This is a genomic window from Streptomyces sp. Je 1-79 (assembly GCF_025195125.1).
GTDB lineage: Bacteria > Actinomycetota > Actinomycetes > Streptomycetales > Streptomycetaceae > Streptomyces.
In genome coordinates, this window is record NZ_JAMGSL010000015.1 from 68,691 (window position 1) to 93,602 (window position 24,912).

The following is a 24,912-nucleotide window of genomic DNA, read 5'->3' on the forward strand; positions in this document are numbered from 1 at the left end:
GTTTCGCTACATCTGAAACGCTATGGCCGACCCAGACGCGTCAGCAATGTCGCCCAACTTGCAGATACGGACATCGCGAATGAGCCCGGTGGAACGACTGATCGTCATCGTCCTCTTCGAGGGCGTCGACCTGCTCGACGTCACCGGCCCGCCGGAGGTCTTCTCGCTCCTGCGCCGCGAGACGGACGACGCCTCGGGCTACCGCGTCGTCCTCGCCGCCGAGACCACGGACCCGGTCACCACCTCCGCGGGCGTACGGATCCTCCCCGACATCACCTTCGACGAGGCGCTCGACCCGGCGGCCACGCGCGCCATCGACACGCTCCTGGTCCCCGGCTCGGTGGAGGTCGACGAGCAGCGGCGCGTCCACGCCCTCGCCGAGCCGGCCGTCGTCGACCGGGTGAAGGCGCTGGCCGGGCGGGCGCGCCGGGTCACCTCCGTCTGCGTGGGCGCGCACATCCTCGCCGCCGCCGGCCTGCTCGACGGCAGGCGCGCCACCACCCACTGGTCGACCGCCCGGCAGCTCGCCACCGAGCATCCGCTGGTCGAGGTCGACGCCGACCCGATCTTCATCCGCGAGGGAGACGTGTGGACCGGCGCGGGGATCAGCGCCTGCCTCGACCTGTCGCTCGCCCTCGTTGCCGAGGACTTCGGCGAGACCGTCGCCCTGCGCGTGGCACGGCAGCTCGTCATGTACCTGAAGCGCCCCAGCGGGCAGAGCCAGTTCAGCGTCCCCCTCGAACCGCTCTCCACGACCCGCCGCATCGAGGACCTCCGCCACCACATCACCCGCCACCTCGCCGAGCCGCTCACCGTCGACGACCTCGCCGCGTACGCGCACGTCAGCAGCCGCCAGCTCACCCGGATCTTCAAGGAGGAGCTCGGCGTGACCCCGGGCGTCTACATCGAGTCGGCGCGCGTCGAGCGTGCGCGCGCCGCACTCGAATCGACCGACGCCACCCTCGAACGGATCGCCTCCTCCTGTGGTTTCGGCACGATCGACACCCTGATCCGGGCGTTCCGCCGCCGCCTCGACACCACCCCGACGGAGTACCGGCACCGCTTCCGTACGGGCCCTGGGGCGGACCCTAGGGGTGCATCCGCGCGCCCTTGAGCACCTTGTCGACGGCGTTGCGCGGCCCGTACACGGCGAGCCCCACGACATCCAGCCGGTCGCCCGGCACCGCGCGGACCGCCGCGCGGTTGTCCCGGTCGTTGCCGGTGGCGAAGAGGTCGGAGGTGAAGACGGAACGGGGCAGCGAGCGGGACAGGGCGCGGCCGTGCGCGGCGGTGAGCGTCTCCTTCGTCCCCTCGAAGACGAGGACGGGCTGCCGGAACATCGGCAGGTACGGCGTGCCGTCGGCGTCGGCGTACGGCTCGCCGATCACCTCGGGCAGCTCCGAGCCGACGCCGCTGACCAGGAACGCGGTCACGTTCAGCCGCTGCCAGGTCTCCAGGTCCTCGCGCAGCAGGACGGCGATCTTCGTGTCGAACCGTACGGGCACGGACTCGGGGGCAGTGTTCGTGCTCTCAGGGGTCGTGGTCTGGGGCGTCGGGCTCTCGGGCGTCGTGTTCATGATCCGAGACTGCCGCCTGCCCCGCCCCTCCTTCTTGTACGTTCTTGGCATGGTGGCAGCGCACGAGGTCTCCGCGTGGCGCCCGGGGATCCCGGGTGTCGTGGAGGTCTTCCACGCCCGTTTCACCGAGCACGCCTACCCGATGCACGTCCACGACGTCTGGACCCTGCTGATCGTCGACGACGGCGCGGTCCGCTACGACCTGAACCGGCGCGAGCACGGCACCCCGCACGACACGGTGACGCTGCTCCCGCCGCACGTCCCGCACAACGGCTCACCCGCCACCGAGCACGGCTTCCGCAAACGGGTGCTCTATCTGGACCTCACCCAGCTGGACGAGAGCCTCATCGGCGCCGCGGTGGACGGCCCCGACATCGTCGACCCGCTGCTGCGCGGACGGCTCGGGCAGCTGCACGCGGCGCTGGCGCACCGGAGCGACGAGCTCGAGGCCGAGAGCCGCCTCGCCCTGATCGCCGAACGCCTCCGCGCCCATCTGCGCCCCCGCCTCTCACCCACCGGCGCCACCGCCGCCGACCGACGGCCGCCGAAGGCCGCACACGGCGTGGCCCACGACCTGCGGGACCTCCTCGACGAGCGGCTGGTCGACGGCGTGACCCTGGCCGAGGCCGCGAAGCTGGTGCACGCCCACCCCACCCACCTGGTACGCGCGTTCACCTCCGCCTTCGGCATCGCCCCGCACCAGTACGTGACGTCCCGCCGCATCAGCCGGGCCCGCGGCCTCCTCCTCGCCGGCCGCAAGCCCGCGGAGGTGGCGTCGGAGACGGGCTTCCACGACCAGTCGCACCTGACCCGCCACTTCCGGCGCCACGTGGGCACGACACCGGGGCGCTACGGCCCCGGGCGTCCGAGCGCCCGCCTCCCGTGAGACCGCCCCGGGTCAGCGCGCGCGGCTCAGGATCCCCCGGCGTCCTCCGGGTCGGGGACCCGCACCCGCCGCTCGGGGCTCAGAGCGCCCCGGCGTCCTCCGGGTCGGGGACCCGCACCCGCGCGTACATCACCATGTCCCGCCGCTCCCCGCCCACTTCCTGCCAGGACCGCAGCAGGCCCTCCCGTACGAACCCGGCCCGTTCCGCCGTCCTCGCCGAGGCCTCGTTCCAGGGTTCGACGAGCAACTGGAGCCGGGGGATGCCCAGTTCACCCATGGCCCACTCGCTCAACGCCGTCAGCGCCGCCCCGGCCGCACCCTCGCCGCGGCAGGACGGGGCGACCCAGTAGCCGACGGTCGCGCGGCCCTCCGGGAGGTCGCGGAGCCAGAGGCCGATCATGCCCGCCGGGCGGTCGTCGCGCCGGCGGACGATGACGAAGGAGTAGCCGGCGCCCGACTCCGAGCGGCTCCACTGGCGGCGTACGAACCCCTCGCCCTCCGCCTCCGAGTACACCGGCGGGACCGTGGTGGTCAGCGGGATGTAGGGATCCGTCGACGCCTCCTCGACGAGCGGCAGATCCGCCCGCTTCCACGTGCGCAGGTCGTACGCCCCGGCCGACAGCCGCGGCACGTCCAGGCTCACATCGTCCCCAGGTAGGCCGCCAGACGGTCGTACTCCTCCCTGACACCCGCCTCCATCCCCGTCGCCAGCGCCTGGTCGCGGATCTCCGCGGACGGCCAGAGCGACGTACTCGTGAGCGCCGTCCCGCCGTCGGGGGTGTCGTCGAAGGTGAGGGTGACATGGACCGGGGGGCCCGGCATCAGCTCGAAGACCTCGGTGTAGACGAGGCGCTCGTTCGGGAGGATCTCCTCGTACGTGCCGGAGAAGACGATCTCCCGGCCGTCGGGCGCCTTCTGGCCCCAGCGCCACGCACCGCCGACCCTGAGGTCGATGTCGGAGACCACCGTGGGCAGGGCGGCCACGCCGTACCACTGGCGCACGTGCTCGGGCTTGGTCCACGCCTCCCAGACGCGGGCGGGCGGGGCGTCGAAGGTCCGGGTGATGACCAGCTCGCGTTCGGTCGGTGTCGTCAGCAGCGTGATCATGGATCGCTCCCGCCTTCCGAAGGGGCGCGCCTTACGAGAGGGGGCGGCAGACCCCCACCCCACCAGCATCACCCCGAACGCCCGAGGGCGGCACCCCCAACAGGGAGTGCCGCCCTCGGTCGCGTACTGCGAGAACTACCGAGCCGTGGCTCAGAAGTCCATGTCACCGCCCGGCATGCCGCCCGGAGCGGCCGCGGAGGCCTTCTCCGGCTTGTCGGCGATGACGGCCTCGGTGGTCAGGAACAGCGCGGCGATGGAGGCCGCGTTCTGCAGGGCGGAACGCGTCACCTTCGCCGGGTCGATGATGCCCTCGGCGATGAGGTCCACGTACTCGTTGGTCGCGGCGTTCAGGCCGTGGCCGACGGGCAGGTTGCGGACCTTCTCCGCCACGACGCCGCCCTCGAGGCCGGCGTTGACGGCGATCTGCTTCAGCGGGGCCTCGAGCGCCAGCTTGACGATGTTGGCACCGGTGGCCTCGTCGCCCGTGAGGTCGGCCTCGAGCTTCTCGAAGACGCTGGAGGCCTGGAGCAGGGCCACGCCACCACCGGCGACGATGCCCTCCTCGACGGCCGCCTTCGCGTTGCGCACGGCGTCCTCGATGCGGTGCTTGCGCTCCTTGAGCTCGACCTCGGTCGCGGCACCGGCCTTGATGACCGCAACACCGCCGGCGAGCTTCGCCAGGCGCTCCTGCAGCTTCTCGCGGTCGTAGTCGCTGTCCGAGTTCTCGATCTCGGCGCGGATCTGGTTGACGCGACCGGCGACCTGCTCGCTGTCACCGGCACCGTCGACGATCGTGGTCTCGTCCTTGGTGATGACGACCTTGCGGGCGCGGCCCAGCAGGTCCAGGCCGGCGTTCTCGAGCTTGAGACCGACCTCCTCGGAGATGACCGTGCCGCCCGTGAGGATGGCGATGTCGTTCAGCATGGCCTTGCGGCGGTCGCCGAAGCCCGGAGCCTTGACCGCGACGGACTTGAAGGTGCCGCGGATCTTGTTGACGACCAGGGTCGACAGGGCCTCGCCCTCGACGTCCTCGGCGATGATCAGCAGCGGCTTGCCCGACTGCATGACCTTCTCCAGGAGCGGGAGCAGGTCCTTCACGGAGGAGATCTTGGAGTTGACGATCAGGATGTACGGGTCGTCCAGGGACGCCTCCATACGCTCCATGTCGGTGGCGAAGTACGCCGAGATGTAGCCCTTGTCGAAGCGCATACCCTCGGTGAGCTCCAGCTCCAGACCGAAGGTCTGGGACTCCTCGACGGTGATGACGCCTTCCTTGCCGACCTTGTCCATCGCCTCGGCGATGAGCTCGCCGATCTGGGTGTCGGCGGCGGAGATGGAGGCCGTGGAAGCGATCTGCTCCTTGGTCTCGACATCCTTCGCCTGCTCGAGCAGGGCGCCGGAGACGGCCTCGACGGCCTTCTCGATGCCGCGCTTGAGGGCCATCGGGTTGGCGCCGGCCGCCACGTTGCGCAGGCCCTCGCGGACGAGCGCCTGGGCGAGGACGGTCGCGGTGGTCGTACCGTCACCGGCGACGTCGTCCGTCTTCTTGGCGACTTCCTTGACCAGCTCGGCGCCGATCTTCTCGTACGGGTCCTCGAGCTCGATCTCCTTGGCGATGGACACACCATCGTTGGTGATCGTGGGGGCGCCCCACTTCTTCTCGAGGACGACGTTCCGGCCCTTGGGGCCAAGGGTGACCTTGACGGCGTCGGCGAGCTGGTTCATCCCGCGCTCGAGACCGCGCCGTGCCTCCTCGTCGAACGCGATGATCTTGGCCATGTGAAGTGGTCCTCCCGGACATGGGGTGGATAACGCTCCAGGACCGCGCCGACGCCCGCGACGGACGGCCTGCGCGCCCTGTGGTTCCTTGCCCCACCTGGCCGCGGACCTCGTCTGCCCGATCCTCGTAAGCACTCTCACCTTCAGAGTGCTAACGCCAATGATTAGCACTCTGCCTAGGAGAGTGCAAGGCCGTCCCGCAGGGACGTCGATGAGGGGTGGCGGTCGGGTGACGGGCGGGGGCAAGCGCCTCTCGGCGATCGGGAAGCCCTGTCGCGTAGCTCCCGCGCACGCACGAGGGGTCCGCATCCCGGTCAGGATGCGGACCCCTCGGCGTGAGAACGCGTGAGTGCGTACGTGGTGGCCGATCGCGCCGTGCTCAGACGGCGAGCTTGACCATGTCCGCCTGCGGACCCTTCTGGCCCTGCGAGATCTCGAACTCGACCCGCTGACCCTCTTCGAGGGTGCGGTAACCGTCCATCTGGATCGCGCTGTAGTGGACGAATACATCCGCACCACCGTCGACCGCGATGAAGCCGTAGCCCTTCTCCGCGTTGAACCACTTGACGGTGCCCTGAGCCATGCCTAACTCCCCTATTACTGGCCCTTGCGCGGGACCCGCACTTCGCGGAACCCGGGTCAGACCCTGCGCCGGAACGCGTCGACCGCGGCTGAATGTATCTGCCCAACTGCCCTCTGCAACAGGTCAATCGAGCGAGAATTCTGGGCACGGCGTAAAGGAGAATTCCGGAGAATTTACTGAATTCCGGGGCAAGTCGGGCCCGGCAAAGCGTGCAGAAGGTACACAACGCGCGCGCACTTTGGCTACTTCTTGTCGCGTGCGGGCGCATTCTCATATGCGCCTGGCACGAGCAGCGGGGGAAAGCCGGGGAGACTTCCCCAACTCTACCGCGCTCAACCATGCTGAATTGCCCCCTCCGCTTCTCTCGCGGAGGGGGCAATTCGGTTACGCCGGGTAACGCGGGGGCTCGGAGACGGCTCAGCAGCCGCCGGCGACCGCCGGGATGATCGAGACGCCCGCGCCTTCCGGCGTCGCGGTCTCCAGGCCCTGCTCGAAGCGGACGTCGTCGTCGTTCACGTAGACGTTGACGAAGCGGCGCAGCTTGCCCTGGTCGTCCAGGACGCGGGCCGCGATGCCCGTGTGGTTCTTCTCCAGGTCGGCGATGACCTCGGAGAGGGTCGCGCCCTCGGCGGCGACCTCGGCCTGGCCGCCGGTGTAGGTGCGGAGGATGGTGGGGATGCGGACCTTGACGCTCATGGGGTGCTGCCTTCCGTGACGAGAGGGGTCAGTGGGCCAGGCCGGCTTCGCGGAACGCGTCCAGGCTCGGGCGGATCGTGGCGGTCGCCTGCGAGGTCTCGGCGACCGCGTCGAGGGTCTTGAGGCCGTCACCGGTGTTGAGCACGACGGTGGTCAGGCTCGGGTCGATGAGACCCGCCTCGATCAACTTCCTCGTCACGCCGACGGTCACGCCGCCCGCGGTCTCGGCGAAGATGCCCTCGGTCCGGGCCAGCAGCTTGATGGCGTCGACGACCTGCTCGTCGTTCACGTCCTCCACCGCGCCGCCGGTACGGCGCGCGATGTCGAGGACGTACGGACCGTCGGCCGGGTTGCCGATGGCGAGCGACTTGGCGATGGTGTCGGGCTTCTGGGGCCGTACGACGTCGTGACCGGCCTTGAAGGCCGCCGACACCGGCGAGCAGCCCTCGGCCTGCGCGCCGAAGATCTTGTACGGCTTGTCCTCGACCAGGCCCAGCTTGATGAGCTCCTGCAGACCCTTGTCGATCTTGGTGAGCTGCGAGCCGGAGGCGATCGGGATCACGAGCTGGTCGGGCAGCTGCCAGCCGAGCTGCTCGCAGATCTCGTACGCGAGCGTCTTGGAGCCCTCGCCGTAGTACGGGCGGAGGTTGACGTTGACGAAGCCCCAGCCCTCGCCCAGCGGGTCGCCGATGAGCTCGGAGCAGAAGCGGTTGACGTCGTCGTAGTTGCCCTCGATGCCGACGAGCTCACCGCCGTAGACGGCGGCCATGACGACCTTGCCCTGCTCCAGGTCGTGCGGGATGAACACGCACGAGCGGAAGCCGGCGCGGGCGGCCGCGGCGCCGACGGCTCCGGCCAGGTTGCCGGTGGAGGAGCAGGACAGGGTGGTGAAGCCGAAGGCGCGGGCGGCCTCCAGGGCCTGGGCGACGACGCGGTCCTTGAAGGAGTGCGTCGGGTTGCCGGAGTCGTCCTTGACGAAGAGCCTGCCGGGCTCGACGCCCAGCTCGCGGGCGAGGTTGTCGGCCTGGACGAGCTTGGTCCAGCCGGGGTTCAGGTTCGGCTTCTCGGCGACGTCGGCCGGGACGGGCAGCAGCGGGGCGTAGCGCCAGATGTTGGCGGGGCCGGCCTCGATCTGCTTGCGCAGCGCCTCGGGGTCGCCGGTGGGGAGGTCGTACGCGACTTCGAGCGGGCCGAAACACAGCTCACAGGCGAAGATCGGGCCGAGCGGGAAGACTTCACCGCATTCCCGGCAGGAAAGGCCGGAAGCGGGACCGAGATCGACGGTCTGGGTGGCGGAAACAGTCTGTACAGCCATGGAGGCGAGGCCCTTTCTCCTCATCTTTCCCATGACGAACGTCGTCATGAGACGGATTTGGCACCTTCCCTAGCCGGGAGCCTCGCTGGCGCGTGGTGTTCGCGTACGAGACCGACTGGAGGGTTGCCGGGGCTTCAACGGGCCGTTTCCCTCTGCCCCTCTGGATGAGCGGTATTCGATTGTGTGAAGCGGTTGTATGACGCGGTCGGTACCCCGACATGCATCGGGGATCCGCGTTGTTCAAGACTGTAACCGAAGGCCCGGAGGGTTGAACCTGCCGTCCGAACCGCGAGATGGAGATCACGTGCTGGAGGAAGTGGAGCGCTGGCTGGCCCGGCGGTCCTGGTCCGTGACGGACCGATCGCTCGACCGCGTCCTGGCGGCGAAGCACGGGACGACGGTCAGCGTCGTCCTGCCCGCGCTCGACGAGGAGGCGACGGTCGGCGACATCGTCTCCGTGATCCGCCGGGAGCTGATGACCGAGTCGGTCCCGCTCGTGGACGAGCTGGTGGTGATCGACTCCGGCTCCACCGACCGCACGGCGGAGGTCGCGGCGAAGGCCGGAGCGCGGGTCGTGGCGCGGGACGCCATCCTTCCCCGGATACCCGCGGTGCCCGGCAAGGGCGAGGTGCTGTGGCGGTCACTGATGGTCACGCGCGGTGACATCGTCGGCTTCGTCGACGCGGACCTGCGGGAGTTCTCCGCGGACTTCGTCACCGGGATAGTGGGCCCGCTGCTCACCGACCCGGACGTCGACTTCGTGAAGGCGATGTACGACCGGCCGCTGGGAGACGCCCCAGGTGGGGGCGGCCGCGTGACGGAGCTGGTGGCGCGCCCGCTGCTCAATCTGCACTGGCCGCAGCTGGCCGGCTTCGTCCAGCCGCTCGGCGGCGAGTACGCGGCGCGCCGCTCGCTCCTTGAGCGCCTGCCCTTCCCCGTCGGTTACGGAGTGGAGCTGGGCCTGCTGGTGGACGCGCTGCACACCGTCGGTCTGGACGCCCTCGCGCAGGTCGATGTCGGGGTCCGCAAGCACCGGCACCAGGACGGCCTCGCACTCGGCCGGATGGCGGCGGCGATCTACCGGACGGCGCAGCTGCGGCTCTCTCGCGGGCACATGGTGCGGCCCCGGCTGACGCAGTTCGAGCGGGACGACGCCGGATTCACCCCGCGGACGTACGCCGTGGACACCGAGGAACGGCCGCCCATGATCGACATCACGGAGTACACGCACCGCCGCGTGGCGTAACGCCGAATGATGATGTTTTTTGCCTACATTTCCGTTTCATGCCGTTCAAAAATCGTATGACCATCTCGGTGGCGGTGCTCGGTCTCGCCGCCGGTGCGCTCGGTTCGCTCGCCGTCGCGGCGGCCGGCCCGGCCGCCGCGGACGTGGTGGAGCCCTTCGGCAAGCGCTACGACGCCTCGCTGTACGGCGACTTCACGACCATCGGCAGCACGGTCACCCCCACGGCGGGCGGGTACGGCGCCGGCACCGGGAACGTCGTGATCCCGGTCGGCGCCCGGGTCGCGTACGCCCGGCTCTTCTGGGGCGGCAACGACGGCACGCTCAGGGAGTCGAGCGGGGCGCGGTCGAAACGGTGCGGCGCCTCCGGCGGTGACGTGACGACCTCACCGGGCGACCCCGCGACGACCGGACCGAGCCTCAGGGTCGGGACGGGCGCGAAGACGCCGGTCTCGATCGACAGCATGGTGACCGACCCGGTCGACACCGGCGGAGCGCACTACTACACGGGCGAATCCGACGTCACGGCCGCGTTCGCGGGCGTGACCGGCACGGACGCGCGGGTCGCGGTCGGCGGCATCTGGGCCGCGCGCGGCAAGGACTGCGTGGCCGGCTGGTCCCTGACGGTGGTCCACGAGTTCCCCGGGCCCGAGCCGGCCTTCGCCCCGGACCGGCGCGCCGTCCACGTCTACGGCGGGCACGTCCTCCAGCGGTCCGGCTCCCCGGCGACGACGGTCTCCGTCGACGGATTCCACCGCACGGCGGGCAGGGCGAGGGCGAGCGTGGCGGCGTACGGCGGCGACCGGAACACACCGGACGGCACCTTCCTCGTGGACGGCAGGAACGTCACCGCGGCCCACCCCGCCGGCAGCGCGGACGCCTCCTTCGTCACCGCCTTCGACATCCCCGAGGACGCCCTTCCGGTGGGCTCCCGGTCGACGGAGCTGACGTTCACGACGACGGACACCACGTACGTGCCCTCCGCACTCGCCTTCTCCGTACCGGTGCCGGACCTGGAGATCACCAAGACGGCGAGCCCGGAGCGGGTGAAGCCGGGCGACACCCTCACGTACACGATCACCGCGAAGAACGCCGGCCGGCTGGACCGCCCGAACGCCACGTTCGGCGACGACCTGACGGGGAACCTGGACGACGCCGTCTACAACGGCGACGCGAAGGCGACGGTCGGCACGGTGACGTACGACGGGCGCGGGATCGCCTACACCGGTGACATTCCGGCCGGCGGGACGGCGACGATCACCTACTCGGTGACGGTCGACGACCCGGTGCGGGGGGACGGCAGACTGTCCGGCGGTGTCGAGGTCACCTCGCCGGGCTCGAACTGCGGTTCCGGCAGCGAGGACCCGGCCTGCGCGGTGACTCCGGTCGTCACCCTGCCCAAGCCCACCCCGACACCGACCCCGACCCCGACCCGGAGTCCGACCCCTACAGCCACGCCGACGCCGACCCCGAGCCCCACACCGACGCCGACACCGACGCCGACGCCGGGCGAGACGGAGCCGGTGGACGCCACACCGTCCCCGGCCGACGCGAAGGCCGCGCCGCCCCCCGCCCCCACCACCCACCAGCCCCGTCCGGCCCTGCCCGGACCCGGCGGATCGATGGCGGAAACCGGAGCCGGCGGGGAGCGCCTGTGGCTGCTCGGCGGCCTCGCGCTGGCGCTGGCGGCGACCGGCGTCGTGGCGAAGGCGGCCATCCGCGGACGCCGCGAGCACTGAGGCGTGGATTCGCCAGACTTGTATACGTACGTTTGAGCGTTTACGTGACGGGCTAGGTTCGCCACATGGCTTCTGTGCTCGTGGCGTCCAACCGGGGTCCGGTCTCGTACGCCCTCGCCGCCGACGGCACGCTCAGTGCCCGGCGCGGCGGGGGCGGTCTCGTCTCCGGGCTGAGCGCGGTGTCCTCCCAGGACAGCGTGTGGGTCTGCGCGGCGCTCGGTGACGGCGACCGCGAGGCGGTCCGCCGCGAGGTGTCCGAGCCCGGCGTGCGGATGCTGGACATCGACCCGGAGGTGTACGCCGACGCGTACAACGGGATCGCGAACTCGGTGCTGTGGTTCCTGCACCACCACCTGTGGAACGTGCCCCGCGAGCCGGTCTTCGACGCGGAGTTCCGTCGGCAGTGGGAGTCGTACCGGACGTACAACCGCGCCTTCGCCGAGGAGCTGGCGGCCGGGGCGGACGAGGGCGCGGCGGTGCTGGTGCAGGACTACCACCTGGCGCTGGTGCCGGGCATGCTGCGCGAGCTCCGCCCGGACCTGCGGATCGGCCACTTCACCCACACGCCGTGGGCCTCGCCCGGGTACCTGCGGATGCTGCCCGAGGACGTCCGCGAGGAGCTTCTGTGGGGGATGCTCGGCGCGGACGAGCTGGGTTTCCACACCTGGGGATGGGCGACGTCGTTCGTCGCCGGCGCGCACCTCGACGGCGCGGGCGGGACGGCCGACGGGTCCATGGCGAGCGGCGACCCCTGGCACGGGGTGCGCCACCACCGGGCGGGCGGCGCGCCCCGGCGCACCCGCGTCGAGGTGTACCCCCTGGGCGTGGACGGGGACGACCTCCGTTCGCTCGCCCACACACCCGAGGTCGACGACCGCCTCGCCGCCCTGCGGGCCGAGGTCGGCGACCGGAGGACGATCGTGCGGGTGGACCGCACGGAGCTGTCGAAGAACGTGGTGCGCGGCCTGCTCGCCTACCGGGAGCTGCTCCAGGAGCGGCCCGAGTGGCGCGGCCGGGTCGTCCACCTGGCCTCGGCGTACCCCTCCCGCCAGGACCTGGAGGTCTACCGCGCCTACACGGCGGCGGTCGCCGAGCTGGCGGAGGAGATCAACACGGAGTTCGGCACCGACGACTGGCAGCCGGTGCTGCTGTCGGTGAAGGACGACTTCCCGCGCTCGCTCGCCGCGTACCGGATGGCGGACGTGGCCCTGATCAACCCGGTGCGGGACGGGATGAACCTGGTGGCCAAGGAGATCCCGGTCGTCTCGGAGGCCGGGTGCGCGCTGGTGCTCTCGACGGGGGCCGGGGCGTACGACGAACTGCGCGAGGACGCGCTGACGGTCAGCCCGTACGACGTGACGGAGACCGCGCGCGCCCTGCACCGCGCCCTGTCGATGCCCGCGGCGGAGCGCGCGGACCGCTCGAAGCGCCTCGCCGCGGCGGCGACGGCGCTGCCGCCGCAGCGGTGGTTCCTGAACCAGCTGGAGGCGCTGCGCGGCGACGGAGCGAGCTCTTAGCCACGCTGGAGGCGCTGCGCCGCGACGGGGCGAGCTCCTAGCCGCGCCCCGTCGCCGGGGGCCTCAGGCCGGAGCCCGGACCGCGTCCGCCAGGGCCGTCAGGAACCGCACCACCCCCTGCGGGCCCGCCACCGACAGATCGGCGCGGTCCGTGAGTTCCGCGACCTCCGTCGAGCCGCTGCAGACCAGCAGGCCCGGGACGCCGTCCGAGCGGAGCTTCTCCACGGCGGCGAAGGCCGGCAGGTCGCCCAGGTCGTCGCCCGCGTACAGGACGGACCCGGCGCCCACCTCCCGTACGTAGTCGGCGAGCGCCACCCCCTTGTCCATGCCCGGGGGCCGCAGTTCGAGGACCATGCGGCCCGGTTCGAGGACCAGGCCGTGGCGGGCGGCGAGGTCGGCGAGCGGGGCCCTGAGGGCCTCGAAGGCCGCCTGCGGGTCGGTGGAGCGGCGGGTGTGGACGGCGACCGCGCGGCCCTTCTCCTCGATCCAGGTGCCCGGCCAGGCGCCGACGCCGTCCAGGAAGCCGGGGAGCTCGGCGCGGACGGAGGCGACGCCGGGGTGGACGGCGGAGGCCTGGACGGTGCCGGTGACCGCGTCCCAGCGCTCCGCGCCGTAGTGGCCGAGGACGACGAGGTGTTCCAGGCCGGGGACGCCGGCGAAGCCGCCGTACCGCACCGCCACGCCCGCCGGGCGGCCCGTCACCACCGCGACCGAGGCGATGCGCGGGGCGAGGGCGGACAGGGCGGGAACGGCGCCGGGGTGGGCCCGGGCCTGTTCGGGGTCGGGGACGATCTCGGCGAGCGTCCCGTCGAAGTCGAGGGCGACGACGGCCTTCTCCGGCCGCGCGAGAAGCGCGGCCAGGCCGTCGCGGCCTGCGGATGTGGTCGGGTGCGGAAGGCTGCTGACCATACGACGACCCTACCGACGCGGCCTCGGCGGCGCTGCTCCTTCGCGGAGTGCTCCCGCGCGGCCCCGCTCCCGCCGCCTCAGCGGCGCTGTTCCTTCTCCGCGCGTACGCGCCGCAGCCGGTTGACGGTCACCGGGTCGTGCTCCAGGGCGCGCGGATCGTCGAGAAGGGCGTTGAGGAGCTGGTAGTAGCGGGTCGCGGACAGGCCGAGCTGCTCGCGGACCGCCCGTTCCTTGGCGCCGGGGCCGGGCCAGGAGCGGCGTTCGAGAGCGAGCACCGCCCGCTCCCGCTCCCCGAGCTCGGCCCGCGCGCCGGGCGCGGTGTCGACAGGTCCGAGCCCGGAGTCGCCGGGGCCGGGGTCGCTCGTGTCGGTCATACGAACAACCTATTACTCCGCGCTCTCGGCCGCCGTCGCCTCACGCGCGATCTGCCCCAGGACGTCCGACGGCTTGGCACCCGGCGTGACGGCCTTGCCGATGTTCTGCTTGATGTTGTCGCTGACCTGGGCCCAGGACGTCTTGCCGACCGGGGGGAGCTGCGAGTTCGGCAGCTCGGTGAGGAACTCGCGCAGGCTCTCGTGCTCCTCGTCGCTCTCCATCCGGGAGAACGCGCTGACGGTCACCGGCAGCAGGTCGTTGGCGCCCGCGAACTTCAGCACGTTCTCGTCGCTGTAGACGAAGTCGAGGAACTCCCCGATCTCCTTGCGGTGGCCGTTCTGCTTGAAGCCCATGATCCAGTCGGCGACACCCATGGACGCCTTGGCCTTGCCGTCCATACCCGGCAGCGCGACCTTGCCGACCTTGACGCCCTTCTTCTCGGCCTCCTGCATGAGCGAGGGGTGGCCGTTGAGCATGCCCACCTCGCCGCGCGAGAAGGCGGCGAAGGCGTCCTTGCGGTTGAGCTTGCCCGGGGCGACGGGGCCGGTGAGCTTCTTCTGGACCAGGTTCTCCTTCAACCAGTCGAAGGTCGCGACGTTCTGGTCGGAGTCGATCCGGTAGCGGTCGGTGCCGTCGGTGTAGCCGTCGCCACCGCTGAGCAACCACATCATCGTCTCGGCCTGCGCCTCCTCCGGGCCGAGCGGCAGCGCGAAGGGGTACGGGACGTCGTCGGCCTTCAGCTTCTGCGCCGCGGCGGCCAGCTCGTCCCAGCTCGTCGGGGGCTTGGTGATGCCCGCCTCGTCGAAGAGCTTCTCGTTGAAGAAGAGCAGCCGGGTGGAGGCGACGAAGGGCAGGCCGTACTGGATGCGCTTGTGCTCGCCCGCGGAGGCGAGGGGGGCGAGGAAGTTGGCCTGGACGGGGATGGAGAGCAGCTCGTCGGCGGAGTAGAGCTCGCCGGCGGCCGCGTAGTCGGCGTAGGCGCCGATCTGGGCGATGTCGGGGGCCTGGTCGGCCTTGACCATCTCGGCGACCTTGCGGTCGACGTCGTTCCAGGACTCGACCTGGACCTCGACCTGGACGCCGGGGTGCTCGGCCTCGTAGGCGGCGGTGAGCTCGTCCCAGTACTTCCTGGTGGTGTCGCCGCCGGTCAGGTCGTAGTCGGCGGCGACGAGCCGCAGGGTCACGTCGCCGGCCTCGGCGCCGGTGAGGCCGCAGCCGGAGAGCCCGGCGGTCAGGCCCAGCGCGGCGAACGTCGCGGTCAGTCCAAGAAATCGCCGCTGCACAGCGTCGCCCCACCCTCTTGCTCGTCGTTGAGCTGTGATTTTCACAGAAGAGGAAGCATAAGGTCTACACCACTTGGGTAGATCTCCGGTCTCGGGTGAAGACCTCGTGAAGCAGCGCGCCGGGCAGGGCGGGCGTCCGCGGCCCGGATTTGTATCCGTGCGCAACAATATCGGCCAGTGGACTAGACCTTTCGGGCTCGCACGCGCGAGACTGTTCCCGTGAGACACGTCATCGCCCTCGATGTGGGCGGCACCGGCATGAAGGCCGCCCTCGTCGGGGCGGACGGCACCCTGCTCCACGAGGCACGGCGCGCCACCGGCCGCGAACGCGGCCCCGAGGCCGTCGTCGAGACGATCCTCGACTTCGCCGCCGAGCTGCGGGCCTACGGACTGGAGCGGTACGGCGAGCCCGCCGCGGCCGCGGGAGTCGCCGTCCCCGGCATCGTCGACGCCGAGAACGGCATCGCCGTCTACGCCGCCAACCTCGGCTGGCGCGACGTCCCGATGCGCGCCCTGCTCAGCGAGCGCCTCGACGGCGCCCCGGTCGCCCTCGGCCACGACGTCCGCACCGGCGGCCTCGCCGAGGGCCGGATCGGCGCGGGCAACGGCGCCGACCGCTTCCTCTTCGTACCGCTGGGCACCGGGATCGCCGGCGCCATCGGCATCGGCGGCGCCATCGAGGCCGGCGCCCACGGCTACGCGGGCGAGATCGGCCACATCGTCGTCCGCCCCGGCGGCACCGAGTGCGGCTGCGGCCAGCGCGGCTGCCTGGAGCGGTACGCCTCCGCCTCCGCCGTCTCCCAGGCCTGGGCCGCCGTCTCCGGCGACCCGGACGCCGACGCCGCCGACTGCGCCAAGGCCGTCGAGTCCGGCGACGCCAGGGCCGTCCAGGTCTGGCAGGAGGCCGTCGACGCCCTCGCGGACGGCCTGGTCACCGCGCTCACCCTGCTGGACCCCCGCACGCTCATCATCGGTGGCGGTCTCGCCGAGGCCGGGGAAACCTTGTTCACACCACTGCGAGCCGCGGTGGAGGAACGCGTCACGTTCCAGAAGCTGCCCGCCGTCGTCCCCGCGGCCCTCGGGGACACCGCCGGATGCCTGGGCGCGGGCCTCCTCGCCTGGGACCTTCTCTCCCTCGACTCGGAGGTATCCGCCTGATGGCCGTTTCCACAGTTCTCGCCGGAGCCCGTGTGGTGCTGCCGACCGGCATCGTCGAGAACGGACGGGTGATCGTCGACGGCGGTCGCATCGCGGGCGCCGCGCCCGCCGACGCGCCCTCGCTCGACCTCACCGGCCACTGGGTCGTCCCCGGCTTCGTCGACATGCACAACCACGGCGGCGGCGGGGCCTCGTTCACCTCCGGCACCGTCGAGGAGATCCTCACGGGCGTCCACACCCACCGGCTGCACGGCACCACCACCGTCGTCGCCTCCTTCGTGACCGGCGAGATGGACTTCCTGAGCACCCGCGCCGGGCTGCTCTCCGAACTCGCCGAGCAGGGCGAGATCGCCGGCATCCACTTCGAGGGCCCGTTCATCGCCCCCTGCCGCAAGGGCGCGCACGACGAGACGCTGCTGCGCGACCCCGACCCGGCCGACGTCCGCAAGCTGATCGACGCCGCCCGCGGCCAGGCCAGGATGGTCACCCTCGCCACCGAACTGCCCGGCGGCATCGACTCCGTACGCCTGCTCGCCGAACACGGCGTGGTCGCCGCGATCGGCCACACCGACGCGACGTACGAGCAGACCGTCGAGGCCATCGACGCGGGCGCCACCGTCGCCACCCACCTCTACAACGCGATGCCCGCCCTCGGCCACCGCGCCCCCGGCCCGATCGCCGCGCTCCTGGAGGACGAGCGGATCACGGTCGAGCTGATCAACGACGGCACCCATCTGCACCCGGCCGCACTGGAGCTGGCGTTCCATCACGCGGGGCCGCGTCGGGTCGCGTTCATCACGGACGCGATGGACGCGGCGGGCTTCGGCGACGGGCTCTACGCGCTCGGCCCGCTGGCCGTCGAGGTGAAGGAGGGCGTCGCACGGCTCGTCGAGGGCGGCTCCATCGCGGGCTCGACCCTCACCCTGGACCGCGCGTTCAAGCGGGCCGCGACCGTCGACGGGCTCCCCGTCGAGGCCGTCGTGCAGGCCATCTCCGCCAACCCGGCGCGGGTCCTCGGCATCGACGACCGGGTCGGCTCGCTCGAACCCGGCAAGGACGCCGACCTCGTCGTGCTCGACGCCGCCTTCGACGTCAAGGGCGTGATGCGCAAGGGAACCTGGGTGGTCGAGCCGCAGTCGGCCTGATGTCGGCCGGACGGCGCAAGGCGGTTGGCCCGGGGACTGGGCCAACCGCCTTCCGTTTGGCATGATCGTGGCGCGTTCTACGGCTGTTCCAGGAACTTTCGACGGGCTACGGGGGTACGGCAGGTGATTCTCACGGTCACCCTCAACACGGCGCTGGACCTCACCTATCGCGTCCCCGCCCTCACCCCGCACGCCTCCCACCGCGTCACCCAGGTCATCGAACGCCCCGGCGGCAAGGGCCTCAACGTCGCCCGCGTCCTCGCGGCCCTCGGCCACGAGACGGTCGTGACGGGCTTCGCGGGCGGCTCCACCGGCGAGATCCTGCGCGGCCATCTGGCGGAGAGCGCCGTCCGCGACGAACTGGTCCCGGTCGCGGGAGCCACCCGCCGGACCGTCGCGATCGTCGACAGCACGACCGGCGACACCACCCAGCTCAACGAGCCGGGCCCGGCCGTCACCCCCGGCGAGTGGTCCACCCTCACCGCCCGCTACACCGGGCTGCTCGCCGACGCCGAGGCGGTCGCCCTGTGCGGCAGCCTGCCGCCCGGCATCCACGTCGGCGCGTACGCGGAGCTGATCCGGCTCGCCCGCTCCGCCGGCGTCCCCGTCCTCCTCGACACCAGTGGCGAACCCCTGCGGCGCGGCATCGCGGCCCGCCCCGACATGGTCAAGCCGAACGCCGACGAGCTCGCCCAGCTCACCGGCTCCCGCGAACCGCACCGCGCCACCCGCGACGCCCGCCGTCGCGGCGCGCACGCGGTGGTCTCCTCCCTGGGCCCCGACGGCATGCTCGCCGCGACCCCGGACGGCCTGTGGCAGGCGTCCCCGCCGGCCGCGGTGAAGGGCAACCCGACCGGCGCGGGCGACTCGGCCGTCGCCGGCCTCCTCGCGGGCCTGGTCGAGAAGCTCCCGTGGCCGGACCGGCTGACCCGCGCGGTCGCCCTGTCGGCGGCGACGGTGCTGTCACCGGTGGCGGGCGAGTTCGACCGGGCCGCGTACGAGGAACTGCTGCCACGGGTGACGGTGACGGAACTGACCGCCGCCGCGTGAGAGCCGTACCGGAGCGCCGTACGCGAGAGGCCCCGCGGAACCGGTGGGTTCCGCGGGGCCTCTCGCCCGAGCGTACGGCTCGGAGCGTGGGTCTCAGAGGTTGCTGATCTTCACCCAGTCGAAGATCACGTCGCACTGGTTTCCTGCCTCGCAGGAGAGCTTGATCTCGTTCTCGCCCTTCTGGAGCGAGACCTGGGACCAGGTGGTCTGCCAGTTCTTCTCCAGGTTCGGGTCCGAGGATCCGATGAAGTTCTTCAGGTTCATCGGGTTCGTGTTCGCCTTGCCGTTGACGGTCACGGTGGCGTTGGCGTCCTTGGCCGGGACCGCGTACCGCACTTCCATCTTGTACGTGCCGGCCTCGGGCACCTCGGTCTTCCAGGTCGCGGACGCCCCGACGGTGGTGAACCCGGTGACGTACGTGCCGCCCACGCCCTTCGCGCCCTTGATGTCCTTGGCGAGGTACGCGCTGCCGCCGAGCTTGAGCGTGGCCGCGTCCTGCTGCGGCAGCTCCGCCGGGGTCTTCTCGGCGCTGGGCTCGGGGCTCGGGCTCTGGGAGACCTCGGAGGAGCCACCGGTCGGCTTGCCGCCGGCGCTGTCGCCGTCGGTCTTCTCGCCGTCCTTGTTGGTCAGGATGGCGGCCGTGATTCCGATCACGACGACCGCGACGACCGCGATCGCGCCGATCAGCAGACCGCGGGTGTTGGGGCCCCGGCCGCCGCCACCGCCGCGCTGGTGCGGGATCGGCGACTGCCTGGTCTGCGCGCCGCCCGGGTAGGTCTCGGGCGCGGCGTACTGCGGGTGCGGCTGGCCGTACGCGGGCTGGTGCGGGACCTGCCCGGGCGGCGGACCGTACTGCTGCTGGCCGCCGTACTGGCGCTCGCCGACCGTTCTGACCTGGTTGTACGAGGTCCGGGGGACGCCCGGCTGCGCGGCCGGTCCGGGGTAGCCGTAGCCACCGGCCTGACCCGGCGGCTGGGCACCCGCCGCCTGTCCATCCGCATACAGGTAGCCGAACGGATCGTCGTTCTCGGGCGTGTTCGCGCCGTCGTTACCGGCAGCCATCCGGTCACTCCTATCCATGCTCGCCAGCCGTCGCCGACCGGCCGAGCCTACCCCGAACGAGGAAGCCGACGATCCGGTCCTTGACAGACGAGCCTGCCGCGGACCCCTATCCGGCGCGGCGGTGGACCTTGGCGCGGGACCGCTTCTCGATGTACATCCGCTGGTCGGCGGAGTTCAGGACCTCTTCGACGGTCATGCCGCACTCGGCCCAGCCGATGCCGAAACTCGCACCGACCCTGACCGCCCGTCCGTCGACCCGGATCGGCGGAATGATCGCGTTGCGGAGCCGCACGGCGAGGTCCGCCGCGTCGGCCGCGCCGAGGCCGTCGGCGAGGACGACGAACTCGTCACCGCCGAGGCGGGCGACGGTGTCCCCGTCGCGTACGCCCGTGGTGAGCCGCCGGGCGACCTCGATGAGGACGGCGTCGCCGGTGTGGTGCCCGAAGCGGTCGTTGATCGACTTGAAGCCGTCGAGGTCGCAGAAGAGGACGGCGAGCCCCTTCGTCCCGTCGTCGATGTCGCCGCCGGCGGGCGCGACGCTGTGGACGTGGTGGTCGTACGGGCCTCCGGCGCCGGGCCCCGCGTCGAAGCCGAAGCCGTGCTCGTGGCCGTACGGGGCGTCGAACTCGGGCTCCGGGGCGGCGTGCGGACGCTCACAGAGCCGGGCACTCAGCCGGGAGCGCAGCTCGGCGCTGTTGGGCAGGCCGGTGAGGGCGTCGTGCGAGGCGCGGTGGGCGAGCTGGAGCTCGTGGCGCTTGCGCTCCTCGATGTCCTCGACGTGGGTGAGGAGGAAGCGGGGGCCGTCGGCGGTGTCGGCGACGACGGAGTTCCGCAGGGAGACCCAGACGTAGGTGCCGTCGCGGCGGCCGAGCCGCAGCTCGGCACGCCCGCCCTCGGCGGAGGTGCGCAGCAGCGTCCCTATGTCCTCGGGGTGGACGAGGTCCGCGAAGGAGTAGCGGCGCATGACGGAGGCGGGCCGGCCGAGGAGGCGGCACAGGGCGTCGTTGGTGCGGAGCAACCGGCCGTGCTGGTCGCCGCCCATCTCGGCGATGGCCATGCCGGAGGGGGCGTACTCGAAGGCCTGGCGGAACGACTCTTCACTGGCGCGCAGGGCCTGCTGCTCGCGCTCCAGACGGACGAGGGCGCGCTGCATGTTTGCTCGCAGCCGGGCGTTGCTGATCGCAATCGCCGACTGGGACGCGTACATCTGCAGGGCTTCCTGGCCCCAGGGCCCGGGGTGCCGGCCGTTGCGGGGCCGGTCGACGGAGATGACGCCGAGGAGTTCGCGGCCGGAGCCCGGGGCTCCCCCGGGATGGGTGGAGCGGCCGCCGGGGGAGTACATGGGGGCGTAGAGGCGGTCGTGGGGATGCCACTCGTCCTCGAAACGCGGGGCGGGGCCTTCGGTGTGCCACTGCGGGACGTCGTCCTCGATGAGGACCCAGCCCTCGGTGTGCGGGATGAACCGCAGGTCACCCCAGGCGACGCCCATGGAGAGGCGGCGTTCCCAGGAGGCGCGGGGGCCGACGCGGCCGGTGATCAGCGCTTCGGCGGCGGTGCTTCCGGCGAAGGCGGCGACGACGAGGTCTCCGTCGGGGCGTACGAGATTGACGCAGGCCAGCTCATAGTTGAGACCGGCGACGATGCCGTCGGCGACGGTCTGCAGGGTGTCCGCCAGACTGCGGGCTGTGTTGAGGTCGGCCACGACCTGATGCAGCTGCCGCAGGGTCGCAAGACGGACGTACGGCTCCGACTCGGTCTCCATCGCTCGCTCTCCCCGAGACCTCGACAGCAACTCCAGGGTTCTCATCGGCACTCGTGCTGCACTGTCCCCGCCACTGAATCACAGCGAGCTGTGCACCCGGTACACAGGGTCAACAAATACTGCGCTCTGTGACTCAAGTCACAACACGGGATGAAGCATGGCAGGGCGCTCCAGAAAACGCCCCCCGCCTTCTTGAACGCAAAGTGAACGCTGTGCGTTCAGCCGGGGCGGGATCTGTCACAACTCGGGGACGGAGGGGGTCCTAGGACCGTCGAGGGGGCCGGTCTGGTCCCCGGGGCCGATGTGACGCGCGGCGGTGCGGGGCTAGCGTGCGGAACGTGCTGACGACGACCCCCGCCCCGCCCCCCACCTCGGATCTGGCGATCCCTCATGCTGAGGGGGTGAGCAACGACGAGTTCCGGGCGGCGATGTCCCGCCTCGCGGCGGGCGTGGTCCTGGTGACGGCCCACGATCCGGACGACGGCCCGCGCGGTGAGGACGTCGGCATGACGGCGACCGCCTTCATGTCCGTCTCCCTGGACCCGCCCCTGGTCCTGGTCAGCCTGCGCAACGGCTCCCGCATGGACGACCTGCTGGCGGAGGTCCCGGTCTGGGCGGTCTCGGTGCTCGCCGAGAACCAGCGCCACGTCGCGGGCCGCTTCGCGATGAAGGGCCGCGTGAGCGACCGGCTCCTCTTCGCGGACATCCCGTGCACCCGGGGCGAGGAGAGCGGGGCGCTGCTGGTGGACGGCGCGCTGGCGACCCTCGAATGCCGTACGGAGAACCGCGTGGTGGCGGGCGATCACACGCTGGTCGTGGCCCGCGTGCTGACGGCGTCCGTCCCGACCTCGGACACCACGCCTCTGACGTACTTCCGCGGCAAGTACCGCCGCATGACCTGAGCCGCGGGAGGCCGAGGGGCCCGCCGCGCCGGACTGAGGCCGCACGGGGGGCGGGTCAGCCCCAGTCCCGACCCTGGCGGCCGCGCTTCGTCTCCGAGCGCTGCTTCTTCACCCGCAGCCGGCGCTCGTTGATCCCCCGGGGGATCTTCGTCGCCCGGCGGGGCTTCGGCGGCGGAGCCGTCGCCTCCGCGAGCAGCGCGGTCAGCCGCACCGCCGCCGTCTCGCGGTTGCGCCACTGCGAGCGGTGCTCCGACGCGCGGACCGTCACCACCCCGCCGACCAGCCGCGAGGCCAGCCGTTCCAGGGCGCGGGCCTTCCAGACCTCGGGCAGCGCCTCCGTCGAGGCCAGGTCGAAGCGGAGTTCCACCTGCGAGTCACTGGTGTTGACGTGCTGCCCGCCAGGCCCCGACGACCGCGAGAAACGCCACATGAGCTCGGCCTCGGGCAGCGAGACGGAGCCGCGGATCAGATAGGGACCGGACATGTCATCCATGTTCCCCGTACGGGCTCCCGCACGTCATCCTGTTTTCGCACCGGTTTCCCACCGTGGAACCGGCAGGGCACCGTCCGCGTTATCCCGTGTGACGACATCACGAAGGTCACGAAGAAAGGCACATCCCATGGCTGTAAGCCTGTCCAAGGGCGGCAATGTCTCCCTGACCAAGGAGGCTCCGGGCCTGACCGCCGTCACCGTGGGCCTCGGCTGGGACGTCCGCACGACCACCGGCACCGACTTCGACCTGGACGCGTCCGCCATCGGCGTCGACGCCGTCGGCAAGGTCGCCTCCGACGCGCACTTCGTCTTCTTCAACAACAAGTCGACGCCGGACCAGACCATCGTCCACACCGGTGACAACCGCACCGGCGAGGGCGGCGGCGACGACGAGCAGATCAACGTCAACCTCGCCGCGCTGCCCCCGAACGTGGACAAGATCGTCTTCCCGGTCTCCATCTACGACGCGGTCAACCGCTCGCAGAACTTCGGCCAGGTGCGGAACGCGTACATCCGCATCCTCAACCAGGCCGGCGGCTCCGAGATCGCCCGCTACGACCTCTCCGAGGACGCCGCCGTCGAGACCGCGATGGTCTTCGGCGAGCTGTACCGCAACGGCGCGGAGTGGAAGTTCCGCGCGGTCGGCCAGGGTTACGCCTCCGGCCTTGAGGGCATCGCCCGCGACTTCGGCGTCAACCTCTGACGTACGGATCGGCAGGAGAGCCCCGGCTCACCAGGACGGCCCCGGCGCGACGACCGCGCCGGGGCCTCCCGCTGCCCTGGTGATCGCCGAACCCCCGGCCCTCGCCACGGCCGTACCGGCCCGCGTCAGTTCGGGCGGGCCGGCTTCCCGTTCCCGTACAGCCACACGTCCCAGACCTCGTCGAGGTCCCTCCCCGCCACGTCCTCCACGTACGCGGTGAAGTCCGCGGTGGAGGCGTTGCCGTGACGGTGCGCCGCCGGCCAGCCCGCCAGGATCTTCGCGAAGGTCTCGTCGCCGACCGCCTGCCGGATCTTGTGCACCACCATCGCGCCCCGCTGGTACACGGGCGGGTCGAAGAGGTTCTCCGCCGCCGGCGGCTCGGCGGGCGGGAAGGCCCAGTTGGCGTCGACGGCGAACGCCGCCTCGAAGCTGCGCTGCGCCGGGGTGTCCCCGAACTCCTCGGCGTACAGCCACTCCGCGTAGACCGCGAAGCCCTCGCTGAGCCAGATGTCCTTCCAGGTCTCGGGCGTCACCGAGTTGCCGAACCACTGGTGCGCCAGCTCGTGGGCGAGGATCTCCGGCGTGAACGCGTCCTGCGGGAAGACCGGCCGGGTCTGGGTCTCCAGCGCGTAGCCCGCGTCCCCGGTCCGCTCGACGACCGCGCCGGCGGCGGAGAAGGGGTAGGGGCCGAATTTCTCCTCCTGCCAGGCGACGATCTCGGGGATACGGGCCAGCAGCGGCGCGCTCTTCGCGGCGACGGTCGGGTCCGCGGCGGTGAGGACGGGCAGCCCGGACGGGGTCGCCGAGGCCTTCGTCACGTACCGGCCCACGCCCAGGGTCGCGAGATAGCTCGCCATCGGCTCGGCGACGTGCCAGACGGACGTGGTCCGGCCGTTCGCCGACCGCTCCGAGGCCCGCACACCGTTGGTGATCGCCTGCGTCCCGGCGGGGACGGTGAGCGTGATGTCGTACGTCGCCTTGTCGGAGGGGTGGTGGTTGCCGGGGAACCAGGCCATGGAGCCGGTCGGCTGGCCGAGCGCGAGCGCGCCGTCCGCGGTCCTGAGCCAGCCCTCCTGCGAGCCGTCCGGGTCGGTGATCGTCGCCGGCACTCCGGCGTACGTGACCTTCGTACGGAAGACGTCGCCCTTGTCGATGTCGTCGCGGGGCCGGATCGTCAGCTCGTTCCCGGCCCGGTTGGCGGCGGCCGGGACGTCGTCGACGGAGGCCGAGGCGACGGTCAGACCGGCGAGGTCGAGGTTGAAGGCGCTGAGGTTCTGCGTGGCCCGGGCCGTGATCATGGCGGTGGCGTCGAGCCGGCCGCCCTTCGGCTCGTAGCGCAGGTCGAGCGCGTAGTGGGTGACGTCGTAGCCGCCGTTGCCGAGCCTGGGGAAGTAGGGGTCGCGCAGCCCGGCCGCGCCGGGGGTGCCGCTCACACCGCCGATGTCTACGCCCGCGGCCCCGCCGCCGCCGTCGGCACCACTGGCGGTGCAGCCACCGAGGGCCAGCAGCGCGGCGACCGCTGCTGCCAGGGCGGCTCGGCTCCGTACGTCCACGAATCGATCTTAGGCAGCGGAACGGGACCGTGCCGCCCGGAGGGAGCCGGAACCGTCCGCCCGGCGGGAGACAGG

General features: G+C 71.6%; 24 protein-coding genes and 1 riboswitch. Of the genes, 10 read left to right on the forward strand and 14 right to left on the reverse strand.

All coding sequences use genetic code 11. The annotated features are described in order from the left end of the window. Positions 1-79: 79 nt before the first annotated feature. A complete protein-coding gene (locus M5362_RS27510) occupies positions 80-1,114 on the forward strand; it encodes a GlxA family transcriptional regulator (RefSeq protein ID WP_260230487.1) in 1,035 nt (344 codons plus the stop codon). Here the strand turns inward: M5362_RS27510 and M5362_RS27515 are convergent. Continuing rightward, positions 1,089-1,577, reverse strand: a complete 489-nt coding sequence (locus M5362_RS27515) for a DUF2000 domain-containing protein (RefSeq protein WP_260230488.1) — start codon at positions 1,575-1,577, stop codon at positions 1,089-1,091. The two genes, M5362_RS27510 and M5362_RS27515, sit on opposite strands and share 26 nt — an antisense overlap. A gap of 49 nt (positions 1,578-1,626) precedes the next feature. Between M5362_RS27515 and M5362_RS27520 the strand changes: the two genes are divergently transcribed. After that, on the forward strand, positions 1,627-2,463 hold the full coding sequence (locus M5362_RS27520; RefSeq protein ID WP_260230489.1) for an AraC family transcriptional regulator: 837 nt from the start codon (positions 1,627-1,629) through the stop codon (positions 2,461-2,463). A 79-nt stretch (positions 2,464-2,542) separates the two neighbouring features. Here the strand turns inward: M5362_RS27520 and M5362_RS27525 are convergent, their stop codons facing one another. The 6 genes from M5362_RS27525 to thrC form a co-directional block, all read right to left on the reverse strand. Next, a complete protein-coding gene (locus M5362_RS27525; protein WP_260230490.1) occupies positions 2,543-3,106 on the reverse strand; it encodes a GNAT family N-acetyltransferase in 564 nt (187 codons plus the stop codon). Beyond that, positions 3,103-3,570 (reverse strand): SRPBCC family protein, encoded by a 468-nt coding sequence (locus M5362_RS27530; protein WP_260230491.1) that lies wholly within the window; start codon positions 3,568-3,570, stop codon positions 3,103-3,105. The genes M5362_RS27525 and M5362_RS27530 overlap by 4 nt, the downstream gene beginning before the upstream one ends. 150 nt (positions 3,571-3,720) lie before the next feature. Continuing rightward, positions 3,721-5,349, reverse strand: coding sequence for a chaperonin GroEL (groL, locus tag M5362_RS27535; protein WP_260230492.1), 1,629 nt, complete (start codon positions 5,347-5,349; stop codon positions 3,721-3,723). A 379-nt stretch (positions 5,350-5,728) separates the two neighbouring features. Then, the gene (locus tag M5362_RS27540) at positions 5,729-5,932 is read right to left on the reverse strand and encodes a cold-shock protein (protein WP_005315736.1); all 204 of its coding nucleotides are present in this window, start codon (positions 5,930-5,932) and stop codon (positions 5,729-5,731) included. Positions 5,933-6,349: 417 nt separating this feature from the next. Further along, the gene (locus M5362_RS27545; RefSeq protein ID WP_260230493.1) at positions 6,350-6,628 is read right to left on the reverse strand and encodes a MoaD/ThiS family protein; all 279 of its coding nucleotides are present in this window, start codon (positions 6,626-6,628) and stop codon (positions 6,350-6,352) included. A gap of 28 nt (positions 6,629-6,656) precedes the next feature. Further along, on the reverse strand, positions 6,657-7,967 hold the full coding sequence (thrC, locus tag M5362_RS27550; RefSeq protein WP_260230616.1) for a threonine synthase: 1,311 nt from the start codon (positions 7,965-7,967) through the stop codon (positions 6,657-6,659). Next, positions 7,961-8,114: riboswitch (SAM riboswitch) on the reverse strand. (Overlaps the previous gene by 7 nt.) A gap of 133 nt (positions 8,115-8,247) precedes the next feature. On the opposite strand from thrC, the gene M5362_RS27555 reads away from it, so the two are divergent. The 3 genes from M5362_RS27555 (at position 8,248) to M5362_RS27565 (ending at position 12,442) form a co-directional block, all read left to right on the forward strand. Further along, the gene (locus M5362_RS27555; RefSeq protein WP_260230494.1) at positions 8,248-9,189 is read left to right on the forward strand and encodes a glucosyl-3-phosphoglycerate synthase; all 942 of its coding nucleotides are present in this window, start codon (positions 8,248-8,250) and stop codon (positions 9,187-9,189) included. 38 nt (positions 9,190-9,227) lie between these two features. Next, positions 9,228-10,925 carry a DUF11 domain-containing protein gene (locus M5362_RS27560; RefSeq protein WP_260230495.1) on the forward strand — a complete coding sequence of 566 codons (1,698 nt, stop codon included), beginning with the start codon at positions 9,228-9,230 and terminating at the stop codon, positions 10,923-10,925. 65 nt (positions 10,926-10,990) lie between these two features. Beyond that, positions 10,991-12,442 carry a trehalose-6-phosphate synthase gene (locus M5362_RS27565; RefSeq protein WP_260230496.1) on the forward strand — a complete coding sequence of 484 codons (1,452 nt, stop codon included), beginning with the start codon at positions 10,991-10,993 and terminating at the stop codon, positions 12,440-12,442. A 63-nt stretch (positions 12,443-12,505) separates the two neighbouring features. Here M5362_RS27565 and otsB read toward each other — a convergent pair whose 3' ends face one another. From otsB to M5362_RS27580, 3 genes are all read right to left on the reverse strand, one after another. Beyond that, positions 12,506-13,351 carry a trehalose-phosphatase gene (gene otsB / locus M5362_RS27570; RefSeq protein ID WP_260230497.1) on the reverse strand — a complete coding sequence of 282 codons (846 nt, stop codon included), beginning with the start codon at positions 13,349-13,351 and terminating at the stop codon, positions 12,506-12,508. 77 nt (positions 13,352-13,428) lie between these two features. Continuing rightward, entirely contained in the window at positions 13,429-13,725 is a 297-nt protein-coding gene (locus M5362_RS27575) for a DUF3263 domain-containing protein (RefSeq protein ID WP_260230498.1), read from the reverse strand. 12 nt (positions 13,726-13,737) lie between these two features. Continuing rightward, positions 13,738-15,009 carry an extracellular solute-binding protein gene (locus tag M5362_RS27580; RefSeq protein WP_260230499.1) on the reverse strand — a complete coding sequence of 424 codons (1,272 nt, stop codon included), beginning with the start codon at positions 15,007-15,009 and terminating at the stop codon, positions 13,738-13,740. A 219-nt stretch (positions 15,010-15,228) separates the two neighbouring features. Here M5362_RS27580 and M5362_RS27585 point away from each other — a divergent pair, with 219 nt between their 5' ends. The 3 genes from M5362_RS27585 (at position 15,229) to M5362_RS27595 (ending at position 18,362) form a co-directional block, all read left to right on the forward strand. Further along, positions 15,229-16,167: an ROK family protein gene (locus tag M5362_RS27585; RefSeq protein WP_260230500.1), complete on the forward strand. Its 939-nt coding sequence runs from the start codon at positions 15,229-15,231 to the stop codon at positions 16,165-16,167. After that, complete coding sequence (nagA, locus tag M5362_RS27590; RefSeq protein ID WP_260230501.1) at positions 16,167-17,312, forward strand: N-acetylglucosamine-6-phosphate deacetylase; 1,146 nt, start codon at positions 16,167-16,169, stop codon at positions 17,310-17,312. The genes M5362_RS27585 and nagA overlap by 1 nt, the downstream gene beginning before the upstream one ends. Before the next feature lie 123 nt (positions 17,313-17,435). After that, positions 17,436-18,362, forward strand: coding sequence for a 1-phosphofructokinase family hexose kinase (locus tag M5362_RS27595; protein WP_260230502.1), 927 nt, complete (start codon positions 17,436-17,438; stop codon positions 18,360-18,362). A gap of 93 nt (positions 18,363-18,455) precedes the next feature. Here the strand turns inward: M5362_RS27595 and M5362_RS27600 are convergent, their stop codons facing one another. Together M5362_RS27600 and cdgB are read right to left on the reverse strand one after the other, a co-directional pair. Further along, positions 18,456-19,424, reverse strand: a complete 969-nt coding sequence (locus M5362_RS27600) for a CBM35 domain-containing protein (protein ID WP_260230503.1) — start codon at positions 19,422-19,424, stop codon at positions 18,456-18,458. Positions 19,425-19,530: 106 nt separating this feature from the next. Further along, complete coding sequence (cdgB, locus tag M5362_RS27605; protein ID WP_260230504.1) at positions 19,531-21,186, reverse strand: diguanylate cyclase CdgB; 1,656 nt, start codon at positions 21,184-21,186, stop codon at positions 19,531-19,533. Positions 21,187-21,524: 338 nt separating this feature from the next. Here cdgB and M5362_RS27610 point away from each other — a divergent pair, with 338 nt between their 5' ends. Continuing rightward, positions 21,525-22,088 carry a flavin reductase family protein gene (locus M5362_RS27610; RefSeq protein ID WP_260230505.1) on the forward strand — a complete coding sequence of 188 codons (564 nt, stop codon included), beginning with the start codon at positions 21,525-21,527 and terminating at the stop codon, positions 22,086-22,088. Between the two features lie 55 nt (positions 22,089-22,143). Here the strand turns inward: M5362_RS27610 and arfB are convergent, their stop codons facing one another. Further along, complete coding sequence (gene arfB, locus M5362_RS27615; RefSeq protein ID WP_260230506.1) at positions 22,144-22,581, reverse strand: alternative ribosome rescue aminoacyl-tRNA hydrolase ArfB; 438 nt, start codon at positions 22,579-22,581, stop codon at positions 22,144-22,146. Between the two features lie 127 nt (positions 22,582-22,708). On the opposite strand from arfB, the gene M5362_RS27620 reads away from it, so the two are divergent. Next, the gene (locus tag M5362_RS27620) at positions 22,709-23,284 is read left to right on the forward strand and encodes a TerD family protein (protein WP_260230507.1); all 576 of its coding nucleotides are present in this window, start codon (positions 22,709-22,711) and stop codon (positions 23,282-23,284) included. Between the two features lie 125 nt (positions 23,285-23,409). Here M5362_RS27620 and M5362_RS27625 read toward each other — a convergent pair whose 3' ends face one another. Next, positions 23,410-24,837 (reverse strand): M1 family metallopeptidase, encoded by a 1,428-nt coding sequence (locus tag M5362_RS27625; protein WP_260230508.1) that lies wholly within the window; start codon positions 24,835-24,837, stop codon positions 23,410-23,412. Positions 24,838-24,912: the final 75 nt, after the last annotated feature.